Raw genomic sequence first — 9,625 nt, forward strand, 5'->3', positions numbered from 1 at the left:
CCATAATCCCATCCTCACCGCCGTGCTGTGTCGCGAGGGTCTGGTGCCCTACGCCGACTCGGTGGTGGGCGCCCGGCGTCTGCGCCGGGCCACCCGCTTCGGCGCCATCCTTACCTGTGTTGGCTCCACAGTAGGGGTACTGCTGGCCTACTATCTGACGGCTGTGGCCGCCTTTGGCTCTCTGTCCCCTCTGAATCTGCTGATCTTCCTGCTTACCTGGCTGCTCCCGGTGTGGTTCCTTACCAGCTGGGTACCCCGGTACTGATGGAAAAGGAGGCCTTTTTATGATTCGACCCGCCAATCCCCAAGACCTGCCCGCCATCGCCGCCATCTACGAGGCGATTTTGGCGGAGGAGGACGCCCGTCCGGTCTCCTTCACCAACTGGCAGCGGGGCAAGTACCCAACCGTGGACACCGCCCGTGCCGCCCTGGAGGCCGGCACCCTCTTTACCGCCGAGGAAAACGGTGAGGTGTACGGCTGTGTCAACCTCAATGGGGAACAGCTGCCTGAGTACGCCAACATCCCCTGGCAGTACGCCGCCCAGGACAACGAGGTGGGCGTCATCCACACCCTGGTCATTCACCCCGCCTGGTCGGGCAAGGGCAAGGCCCGGGAGCTGGTGGCCTTCTGCGAAGAGCACTGCCGTCAGCAGGGCAAGCGGGTCATCCGTTTGGACACCTATGTGAACAACCAGCCCGCCAACTCCATGTATCCCCGTCTGGGCTACCGCTTTGCGGGCACCAGTCATTTCCTCTTCCAGGGCTTTTTGCCGGAGGATCTCAACTGCTACGAAGAATTGCTGTAAAAAAAACGGAGTGGACGTTTGGTTCCCCCTGACAGGGGTAACTTTGCAGGTGTCTGAACCCCCGGCAGATATTGCTTCGGCAGTATCTGCCGGGGACTTCTTTTTGTCTCACGCACCCTTGGCGGTGGACTGACCTTTCGGCTGTGGCAGTTCCACACAGCCAATGTCATTGTAGTGGATCTCCACCGTCTGCTGAGCGTGCTTGCTCCACTTCACGTCCTTTTCGTGGATCACGATCTTTCGGATGAACAGCCGCAGCAGCTCCGGTGTCAGCTCCTGGATGTCTGTGTACCGCTTTGCCAGGGAGATAAAGTGGTCTGTGCCGGACACCTGCTCCCGCAGCCTCTGAATGGCAGTTTCCTTTTCTGGGATGGTCTTATTCAGCGCTTCCATCTCCTGGGTGTAGCTGCCGGAGAGCGTCTGGAATTGCTCCGCTGTGATCCGCCCCAGGACGCTGTCCTCATAAAGGCGCTTGAAGATGCTGTTCAGCTCCTTACTCCGCTTCTTCATAGCGGCCAATTCCCGTTCCAGCCCACGCATCTCTTTTCGGATCTCCGCAGACTGTCTGCTGCCGATGTATGCGGCAAACTCCTGGGTGTGCTCCCTGGCCATTGCTGTCACCCGTCGCAGATCCTCCAGAACCACGTCATCCAGCACACACTCCCGGATATAGTGGGCGGTGCAGAGGGTGCCGTCCTTCTTGTAAGTCCGGCAGGTGAAGTGGTTGTAGGACCGGCTCATGGTATGGGCGCGGTGGAGCACCATGGTGCTTCCGCAGTCGGCGCACACCACCAGCCCGGAGTACTTGTTCTGCTCGTCCATCTTGGTAGGTCGCCGTTTGTGCTGGCGTACCCGCTGGACGATATCCCAGACCTCACGGCTCACCAGGGCGGGGTGGGTATTTTCCAGCACCATGCATTCCTCCCTGGGATGTTCCACTTTCCGCTTGTCCTTGTAGGAACGGGTGCTGTACCGGAGATTGATGGTGTTGCCCAGGTAAATCTCATTCTCCAGCATGTTGGCAATCGTACTGTCGGACCACCCATAGGGATCATTCAAATTCAGACTGCTATGGGCAACGCCAAAGGTTTTGTAAGCGTAGGCCGTAGGGCATAGCACTTGTTCCCGCTTCAGCAGTCGGGCTATCTGGCTGGGTCCTTGCCCAGCGGCGCACAGGGCGAAAATACGGCGCACCACGGCGGCGGCCTCCTCGTCCACCACCAGCTTCTTGCGGTCCTGCTCGTCCTTGCGGTAACCGTAGGGCGCTCTGGTGCCCAGCCGCTCCCCGCGCTCCGCCTTGGCCCGCTGCACCGCCCGGATCTTCCGGCTGGTGTCCCGAATAAACCACTCGTTGAACAGGTTCTTGAAGGGCATCAGCTCTGTGCTCTCGCTCCGGTCGGTATCCACATTGTCGTTGATGGCGATGTAACGGACGCCGAACATGGGGAAGCGTTCCTCGATGTACAGCCCCGTGTGGAGCTGGTTGCGTCCCAGCCGGGACAGGTCCTTGGTGATGATGGTGCGGATCTTCCCGTTTTCCATATCCGTCATCATCTGCTGGAAGCCGGGGCGGTTGAAGCTGCCCCCGGAATAGCCATCATCCACATAAAAGCGGGGGTTGGGGAAGCGGTGCTCCCGTGCGTACCGCTCCAGGATATTCCGCTGGTTCTGGATGCTGTTGGACTCTCCGTCCGCCCCGTCATCCTGGCTGAGACGGCAGTACAGGGCGGTGATCTCATTCTGGTTTGACTGTTTCATACAGCCCTCCTTTTTTCTCGTCAAACCGATTCAGCGCATCGCGCCTACACAATACCCCAAAGCCTGGGCAATGTCCAGTCCTTTAGGCACACAGCTTTCCCTGCTGCGCGTCCAGGTTGATGAGGGCTTTCAGCTTGTCCTCCGGGGTGGCGCTGCCTTGCTGCGGGAACACAGACACCACACGGATAAGCCGCCCATGGGAGCGCTGAAGGCGTTCCGCTTTTACCTGTTGAACATCATCTTTCGCTTCTTCTGACATTTTCGTTTCCTCCATCTCTGGTCGGGAAGGTTCGGCAACTTTGCCAAACCTTGCTGGGCAGCGCTTTTGGTGATTTCATCAAAAGCGGTCTCACGGCTCTGTGGTATATTCCGCTCCTCCCGCGGATCGCCTTTGACACTATTGTCAAAGGCAATTTTCTGCTCCTGTGACATAAAAGTGACGCTCCTGACGATTCGGCTGAAAGCGCCCAGTTTCTACCTATTCCCCCTCTGGGCCTGCGAGGCCACACGGGGCCTCCTGTGGCCTTACAGAGGCTATTGCTGGGTGGAGAGAAGGAAGTACTCCTCACAGAGCTTGTCCGCCAGAAACTCCAGCTGCGCAATCTGCTCCGGGGCGAGTTCTCTGGCCTTTGGGCAGCGGGCGATCTACCGGATGTTGGAGTAGATATGGTTTACGGCGGGATGCGGGTCTATCTTCTGCCTAGGCATTCGGGCGTGGATCGTGGTTTACTTGATCAGCTTGCGGAAATAAGTTGTGACCGGCAGTCTGGTGATGGCCAGATAGCGGCACAGCCGCTGGTACTGCTCCTCCGTCATGCGGACGGACAGAGAACAGCTGTTGTCCCGCATAGGTGGGCGTGGCTTGTGTTTATACCGCATAGGGGTACCCCAGCTTTCGCACCTGCCGGAATTGCTCCACCACCTGGGCCAGGCGGCGGACGGAAAAGCCCAGCTGCTGGGCGGTGCCGCAGCCGCTGTTGAATGCCCTGGCCACGGCGTTGATGTCCCGGCCAGCCTCATCCGCAAAGGCGATGGCCGCTCTCGTCTCTTTCTCCCGGTAGAGTATAGGGCGGTTTCGCTCCAGCTCTCTCATCAGCCAGGCGTTGGCGGACAGTCCGGCAGCCCTGCTTTTCTCTTTCAGCAGGTCGTATTCCTCCTGGCTCATCCGGATACAGGTGCGGTGTGTTTGTGTGTTCATGTTGCTCCTCCTCTCGGGAGACGGCTCCAGGTCCATCCCCGGTTCTCGCACCCATCCTAACAGATAATGCGGACAGTCTGTGTCCGCATTAAAAAAGAAAAATGGGGGGTCTCATGATGCACCCTGCCCTGGATTTCTTGACCTCTAGGGTGCTAACATGGACACCCTTGTACGGATTATAATGTACCCAATCATGTAGACAGTTTAGTGAAAAAACGACATCCTGATGCAGGTGAAAATAGGGTCCGGCAAGGTTGCCGGACCCTATTTTCAGCGCAATGAACTGCCGCCGGAATTGCCAAATATTCAAATGAGATCGGATTTGATGATTTCACCAAACCCGATCTAAGCTCAGACGACCTTCCGGCAACCTTGCCGAAAAGTTCCGCCCGAAGGCGGCATCGGGGACAGGGGTTTCCCCTGCAAGCGCGCAAAATGTACATTTGCGCTATGCTTGCGTGAAACGCCTGTCCTTCAGGGCAGGCGTTTTACCGCCGCCAGGGGCGGCGGTGCCATGCGTGGCAGAGCACGATTTGTCACCTCACCACACAAAGAATGGTCACACACTCAAGTATACCGACGAGCGGAACACCCACCCATCCGCCTCAAACCAGGCGTCATCACGTATGCCAAAACCTGCGAGACCTATGTGACCTAGGGGAGGATAACCAGATCGATGCTCCTCAGGCGAACATTCAGTACGCCGTACTGGAGCCGGAAGGTTACCAACCGGAACTGGTAGAAAAGATGTACTTTGCCCGCACACGCAAGGGTACCATGAGCAGGCCGGAGTTCGAAAACTGGATCCGTAACGCGGAGCGATTGTAAGATCAGGCGCTGAAGAGCTATAAAAAATCACGGACACTTGAGGAGAAAGACCTGATCCTGGAGAAATTGAAAGCGGATCTAAATTGCGTGAGAGAAAGGGATACTGTCAGGTAGCGTGTTTTGCCGGTTTTTCTTCTCGCATAGAGTTTTTCGCACAATCAATCAAAGCAGACATCCATTTCGGTCTTATCGCACCGAGACGGATGTCTGCTTTTGTAGTGGTTCAGTTCATTTGAGAGTTCCCAGGCCAATTTGAATCCGCAGAGAAAGCTGTCTATGGATCGTTCCTCCGCGATTAGATTTTGGGTATCAATGATCCGCAATACTAATTTTCTCTCTGGCTTTTCCAGCCGCTCGATGAGCTGTCGGTGGCAGTCATCGATCTCCTGCTCGGCCTCCTCCATGGGCAAAGGTGTGTAGAATCTATCATACAATAGTTTCAGGGTGTTGTTCATATGTCCTGCCTCCTGTCAGCAAGACACCATAGCACAAAAGCGGCAGAATATCCAGCTAAAAACAGATATTGTACTGTACCAAAAAATATGACCATTTTTTGATAAAAAACTCAAAAAGGAGAAGTGGGTGACAGCCAGTGTCCATGACGTATGCTATAATGAGCTTGACATCAGTCCTCAAAAGTCAGAAATTTTTGCGGTGCCACATCCAGTACGGCAGCAATGTCAAACAAAGTGTCCAAAGACAGTGCTTTGGAGATGTTAGGTGCCTCCAGGTGGCCGATATAAGCAGGGGTAAGACCGACCTGCTCCGCCAGTTCTTCCTGGGTCAGTCCCCGGAGCTTTCGGTAGTAGGCAATCTTTAACCCGATCTGACGGTATTGTTCAGTGTAGATGGATTTCATAGTTGATTCCTCCATATGCAACTATGGTAGCGAATCACGACAGAAATTGACATGAGCTATAAAATATATTATTATATTTTTTAGATAGTAATATGTGCTTGTGAGCACATGATTATTCATGGAGGATCGTATGGACGGCACATTGGTAAAGTCGGAGCGTCTGCTGCAGATTTATTCCAGGCTGGTCAGCGGCGATGTTCTCCCCAAAAAAGAATTAGCGCAGCAATTTCATGTCACGGAGAGAAGCATCCAGCGTGACATGGAATCGCTGCGCTGTTTTTTTGCTGAACAGGGGCTGCGGCAGGATATCGTCTACGACAAGCAGGAAAGAGGTTACCGGCTGGAGCAGCCTGCTCTGCCGCTGCTCAATAACAGTGAGATCCTTGCGGTATGTAAGATCTTACTTGAGAGCCGCTCCATGCGCCGGGATGAGATGCTGCCGATTCTGGACAAGCTCATCTCCTGCTGTGTACCGAAACAGAGCAAGCGTGCGGTAGCAGAACTGCTGGCCAACGAGAAACACCATTATATTGAGCCGCATCATGGTCAGCACATTCTCCCTGGCCTGTGGGAGATCGGCCAAGCGGTACAGGATCACCGGGTACTGGAGATCGAGTACGAGCGCATGAAGGAGCCGAAGCTGGTACGCCGCCGAGTGCTGCCGGTGGGTATCATGTTCTCAGAATACTACTTCTACCTGACAGCATTTCTGGAAGATAAGAGCACATTTGATAACCCGGATGATTTGTTTCCCACCATTTATCGAATTGACCGGATCAAGTCTTTCATAGTTCTGGATGAGCACTTCCAAGTTCCATACAAGGATCGCTTTCAGGAGGGGGAGTTCCGTAAGCGGGTGCAGTTTATGTACGGTGGCAAACTGGAACGTATCCGGTTTAAATATACTGGTCCATCCATTGAGGCCGTGCTGGATCGTCTGCCTACGTCGAAGATCGTGGAGCAAGACGAGGAGGGCTGGACTTTGGAGGCTGAGGTGTTTGGCAAGGGCATTGAGATGTGGCTGAGGAGCCAGGGAAACTATATTATTCTTATTTGAAGAACAATCTAATTTATTAAGGAGTGGGTATAGTATGCTTTATACGAAGGCCAAAAAGGAAGCTCTTTCAATTTATGAACACGCAGTGGAAAAGTACAATAATACATACCAAACTATGCAGGAAACGGGGTCCCGACTCTATTCCTTACGGCAAGATAGTGTAAAGTTGATCCAAGAAATAGAGCTTTTACTCAATAGTATCGCAAACAAGCCAAAGGAATTTGAAAAAACAATTTCTGATATTCAGGCTGAACAAAAGAAGTTTCGAGATGCAGAAGAGTATGCCGCAGAAGCAATGAAAGCCGCTGTGAAATCTGGTATTAGCGTTGCCGCCGGAGTGGCTGGCGGAGCCGCTGTGGCGAGTATGGCACCTTCTGCCGCCATGTGGGTGGCCACCACCTTCGGAACTGCCTCCACTGGAACTGCAATCTCCACATTATCTGGTGCAGCAGCAACAAAAGCGGCGCTGGCATGGTTGGGCGGTGGGGCGTTGTCTGCCGGGGGAGCAGGAGTTGCAGGTGGCCAAGCTCTCTTAGCCTTAGCTGGGCCCATTGGCTGGGGAATAACCGGGGTAACCACGGCAGCATCTGTAGTTGCATTAGGGCATAAAAACAAGAAGATTGCAGATGAGGCAATTGCTGAAGCGAAGAAAATTACCATTGCTGGGGCAGAGGTCAACGAATCCAGCGCCAAAATTCAGCATCTTATAGATGAAACGGTTATGTTGATGGATGATTTGCGAGATATGTCTCGGGCAAACACACTTTTAAGGGATGCAAATTATCTGGAACTGTCTGAGAAAGAGCAATACCGTCTTGGTGCTATGGTTAACAGTACTCTGGCGTTAGCTGAAATGCTGAACAAGACCATTTAGGAGGATTCAGTATGGATGTCGCGCAAATTGTAAAAAGCACGCAGGAACAGGGTGTTGCTGCATGGGTTGATTATCTAAATCAGTTGCGGTTGAACGAACTTCTGGCAAAGCTGACCTCACAAAATATGAATCTTGAGCAGGCGTTGGCCGAACTTCAGAAGATGAAGGTCAATATTGCTGCCTTGATTGAAAACAATCGGGGCGGCGCAAAAGGAATGCATGGCTTTATCGCAGAGACTGCGGAGGTTGGCATTGAAAACGCACGTAACCTGATAAAAGGATTAGACGCGGTCTGCGAGTGGATCAATAACAATGGCCCTGCAGACATTCTCAGAAATGGTACAGAAATTCAGCAAAAGTTTGTGCGATCCGGGGGGCATTTCGGCCTTGAGGCTGTCAAAGCCCATTTGGAGCAATACCCTGATTTTATTCGAAATGGCGGAAAATATCAAATTCCGAAAGATTTCTATAACGACCTCCAAAGGATTTTGGCGCTTTCTCAGGAAGAAGCAGCGAAGGAATCTACCAGTACATATCAATTGTGGAAGTGGATTCATACCTTCTTTGAGGAAACTGGAGTTTCTCCAAGTGATTTAGAACCTGCGGTTTTAGATTATTCAGCCGTACAGGCCGGAAAAATTGGCAAAACCATTCAGCAAGAAGAAAACAACATTAAAGCGGAGGATCAGCGTCGTCGTAATGAAGCATATGAGGCCAGCAAGCCCACATTGCAGGAAGGTGTCAAGGCAGCTGGAATCTCTGCAGCGATGGAAGGCGGTATGACATTCTGCCTTGGCGTATGGAAGAAACACAAACAGGGCAAACGCCTTTCGGAGTTTACTGCGGAGGACTGGAAGGATATCGGCATTGACACCACAAAAGGAACTGTTCAAGGTGCAATCCGTGGTGGAACCGTTTACGCAATGACAAACTTCACTGCTACACCGGCTGCGGTTGCAAATGCATTTGTCACAGCAGCTTTCGGCGTAACGGGTCAGGGAATCAAATTCCGCCGAGGCGAAATTTCGGCGGAGGAGTTTGTTGAAAATTCCGAAATCCTGTGCCTGGATGTGTCAATTAGTGCTGTTTCTGCAATGCTGGGCCAGGTGGCGATCCCAATTCCCGTTCTGGGAGCCATGATTGGAAATGTTGCCGGGATGTTCATGTATCAGATTGCCAAGGACAATCTTAGCGAGAAAGAGCAAATACTGATCCAAGCCTATCAGGAGAGTTTTGCCGCACTAAATCAAACGCTGGATGAACGGTATTACAAGCTCCTCGCAATGTTAAAGAAAGAAATGGAAAGATTTTCATCTATGTTGGAGCTTGCGTTTGACCCAGATGTCAACATTGCATTTGATGGTTCTATCGTATTGGCCGATTATGTCGGTGTGACTCCGAAAAAAGTTCTGCGGAACAAACGGGATATTGACCAGTATTTTCTGAATTAAACATAAATCAGGAGGAAAACGCCATGGAAACTACCAATAAATGCGATTATGAGGATGACCTGCTGGAAGAGCTTCAAGGCTACAAATATAGGGAGATGTTTGAGAAAGCAAACAATATCGTGCTGGGATTTGTAGCAAGCACTACAGCTACAGGCGCTGTGCCGATTCCATTTGCCGACGCTCCGCTTTTGGTTGGCCAGCAAGTAGCCATGATGATTGCCATTAATAAGGTGTTTGGATTTAATATCCAACGCGATGCACTCCAATCTCTGGTGGTTGCGGCTCTTGGTGTCAGTGGAGCCACTGTGATTGGTAAGACTGTAGCATCTAATCTGATGAAACTGGTTCCTGGCGCAGGTTCAGTAGCCGGCGGAGCTGTGTCTGCCGGTACAGCGGGTGTGATCACGCTTGCCCTTGGCAAAGCCTATATTGAGGTTTGCAAAGCAATAAAAATGGGAAAGTTGGATCAAAATGCCTTGACCAAAAAGGAAGGCCGAGAGATGCTGAAAAAGGCATTTAAGGAGCAGATGAAAAAAAGTAAAAAATAAAAGTTCTGAAAAGAAATATTTTACTGAGGCGGCATTACCGTTAAGACCTCACGTGCAAAGTATAAACGCCTGTGGATGCAATTTGTTCGCATCCATAGGCGTTTCCCGTACACAGCGTTAAGCCCCATAGGTGCACATTGTGTACCTATGGGGCTTAACACGTATCGAGAGATCGTTTTTCGCAGCACTTTTCGTAAGCGTCAAATAGAAATTTAGAAAAGCACAAGGGTGGAGTTTTGCCTCCAC

The 9,625-nt window shown here is 52.1% G+C and carries 11 protein-coding genes and 1 pseudogene; 6 read left to right on the forward strand and 6 right to left on the reverse strand.

Going from position 1 to position 9,625, the window contains the following annotated elements:
• Together Q0526_RS07920 and Q0526_RS07925 are read left to right on the forward strand one after the other, a co-directional pair.
• Positions 1-265: pseudogene (locus Q0526_RS07920) on the forward strand (hypothetical protein); the annotation flags it as partial.
• A gap of 19 nt (positions 266-284) precedes the next feature.
• Positions 285-806 carry a GNAT family N-acetyltransferase gene (locus Q0526_RS07925; RefSeq protein WP_298732296.1) on the forward strand — a complete coding sequence of 174 codons (522 nt, stop codon included), beginning with the start codon at positions 285-287 and terminating at the stop codon, positions 804-806.
• A 108-nt stretch (positions 807-914) separates the two neighbouring features.
• Here Q0526_RS07925 and Q0526_RS07930 read toward each other — a convergent pair whose 3' ends face one another.
• The 6 genes from Q0526_RS07930 to Q0526_RS07955 all read right to left on the reverse strand — a co-directional run bounded on the left by Q0526_RS07930 (position 915) and on the right by Q0526_RS07955 (position 5,449).
• The gene (locus Q0526_RS07930; protein ID WP_298732297.1) at positions 915-2,564 is read right to left on the reverse strand and encodes a recombinase family protein; all 1,650 of its coding nucleotides are present in this window, start codon (positions 2,562-2,564) and stop codon (positions 915-917) included.
• Positions 2,565-2,646: 82 nt separating this feature from the next.
• A complete protein-coding gene (locus Q0526_RS07935; protein ID WP_162609414.1) occupies positions 2,647-2,823 on the reverse strand; it encodes a hypothetical protein in 177 nt (58 codons plus the stop codon).
• 467 nt (positions 2,824-3,290) lie between these two features.
• Positions 3,291-3,443 carry a hypothetical protein gene (locus Q0526_RS07940; protein WP_162609416.1) on the reverse strand — a complete coding sequence of 51 codons (153 nt, stop codon included), beginning with the start codon at positions 3,441-3,443 and terminating at the stop codon, positions 3,291-3,293.
• Positions 3,433-3,762: a hypothetical protein gene (locus Q0526_RS07945; RefSeq protein ID WP_087334564.1), complete on the reverse strand. Its 330-nt coding sequence runs from the start codon at positions 3,760-3,762 to the stop codon at positions 3,433-3,435. The genes Q0526_RS07940 and Q0526_RS07945 overlap by 11 nt, the downstream gene beginning before the upstream one ends.
• Positions 3,763-4,748: 986 nt before the next feature.
• Positions 4,749-5,045, reverse strand: coding sequence for a DUF6809 family protein (locus tag Q0526_RS07950; protein ID WP_298732301.1), 297 nt, complete (start codon positions 5,043-5,045; stop codon positions 4,749-4,751).
• A gap of 170 nt (positions 5,046-5,215) precedes the next feature.
• A complete protein-coding gene (locus Q0526_RS07955; protein WP_087334567.1) occupies positions 5,216-5,449 on the reverse strand; it encodes a helix-turn-helix transcriptional regulator in 234 nt (77 codons plus the stop codon).
• Positions 5,450-5,579: 130 nt separating this feature from the next.
• Here Q0526_RS07955 and Q0526_RS07960 point away from each other — a divergent pair, with 130 nt between their 5' ends.
• The 4 genes from Q0526_RS07960 to Q0526_RS07975 are packed head-to-tail and all read left to right on the forward strand — an operon-like array spanning position 5,580 to position 9,379.
• Positions 5,580-6,506 (forward strand): WYL domain-containing protein, encoded by a 927-nt coding sequence (locus Q0526_RS07960; protein ID WP_087334569.1) that lies wholly within the window; start codon positions 5,580-5,582, stop codon positions 6,504-6,506.
• Between the two features lie 34 nt (positions 6,507-6,540).
• Positions 6,541-7,380: a hypothetical protein gene (locus Q0526_RS07965; protein WP_087334571.1), complete on the forward strand. Its 840-nt coding sequence runs from the start codon at positions 6,541-6,543 to the stop codon at positions 7,378-7,380.
• Between the two features lie 11 nt (positions 7,381-7,391).
• Complete coding sequence (locus Q0526_RS07970) at positions 7,392-8,831, forward strand: hypothetical protein (RefSeq protein ID WP_298732309.1); 1,440 nt, start codon at positions 7,392-7,394, stop codon at positions 8,829-8,831.
• 23 nt (positions 8,832-8,854) lie between these two features.
• A complete protein-coding gene (locus Q0526_RS07975; RefSeq protein ID WP_087334574.1) occupies positions 8,855-9,379 on the forward strand; it encodes a DUF697 domain-containing protein in 525 nt (174 codons plus the stop codon).
• Positions 9,380-9,625: the final 246 nt, after the last annotated feature.

The organism is uncultured Subdoligranulum sp. (assembly GCF_937890665.1).